Below are 1,201 nucleotides of genomic sequence, written 5' to 3'. Positions count from 1 at the left end.
GGCCGTCGCGCATCTCGACGGTGTCCGGCGGGCCGGGAGCCCCGAAGGGCCGGGACACGTCGAACCGGTCAGGCGTCGGCGAAGGTCTGCCGCTGTCCGCCCAGACCGCTGATCGCCAACTCGACGGTGTCGCCCGCGCGCAGGTACGGCTTGGGCTCGGGCTGCCCCAGGGCGACCCCGGCCGGCGTGCCCGTGTTGATCACGTCTCCGGGGTGGAGCGTCATGAACTGCGACAGATACTCGACCAGGAACGCCACCGGGAAGATCATGTCCGCCGTCGACCCGTTCTGCCGGAGGATGCCGTTGACGCTCAGGGTCAGCGTGAGCGCCTGCGGGTCGGGCACCTCGTCGGCTGTGACGAGCCACGGTCCGAACGGGTTGAACGTCGCGCAGTTCTTGCCCTTGTCCCACTGGCCGCCGCGCGACAGCTGGAAGTCGCGCTCGGACACGTCGTGGCTGATCGCGTAGCCGGCAACGTAGTCGAGTGGATTCTGATCGGCCGTCAGATAGGCGGCGGTACGGCCGATCACGATCGCGAGCTCGACCTCCCAGTCGGTGGCCAGGGACGTGCGCGGCACGAGCACCGTGTCGTCGGGGCCGACCATCGTGTCGGGGGCCTTCATGAACACGATCGGCTCGACGGGTATCTCCGCGCCGGTCTCGCGCGCGTGGTCGTGGTAGTTCAACCCGACGCACACGATCTTGCCGGGGCGCGCGAGCGGCGGTCCGTACCGCAGCCCGACCGGCGCGTCCAGCACCGGCAACGACGCGGGGTCCGGCAGCACCGACAGGTCGGCGAGCAACGCCGCGTCGATGTCGGAGACCACGCCCGACAGGTCCCGCAGCAACCCGTCACGGTCCAGGACGGCCGGACGCTCACAGCCGGGCTCGCCCACGCGGACTAGCTTCACAGGATCTCCTCTGGCACTCGAATGCAGCAGTCATCCGATGTATACACCACAATGGGCTGTCCAGACACGTCGAATGTGGCTAATCTTTCGACACTGATCGAAGAACTCTCGGGTATTGATCGGATCAATGCTGGACGGGCGGGCGCCTGTCGCGATATACATCGGATGTCTGGAGCACATCGGATGTCTGGCGCGTCAGGGCCACGCCCGCCACAGGCACCCCGCCGAGGCACCCCGCCACAGGCACTCGCCACCAGGCACCCGCCACCGGGAGCCCACCCCGTTCGCGT

Annotated in this window: 1 protein-coding gene; it reads right to left on the bottom strand. The window is 68.4% G+C overall.

Annotated elements, in window-relative coordinates:
* Window positions 1-68: 68 nt before the first annotated feature.
* On the bottom strand, window positions 69-911 hold the full coding sequence (locus GT354_RS50410) for a fumarylacetoacetate hydrolase family protein (protein ID WP_161364966.1): 843 nt from the start codon (window positions 909-911) through the stop codon (window positions 69-71).
* Between the last annotated feature and the right edge of the window lie 290 nt (window positions 912-1,201).

This window comes from Streptomyces sp. SID3343, assembly GCF_009865215.1.
Taxonomy (GTDB): domain Bacteria; phylum Actinomycetota; class Actinomycetes; order Streptomycetales; family Streptomycetaceae; genus Embleya.
The sequence above is the reverse complement of the archived record's forward strand: the minus strand, read 5'-3'. Positions and strand labels throughout refer to the sequence as shown.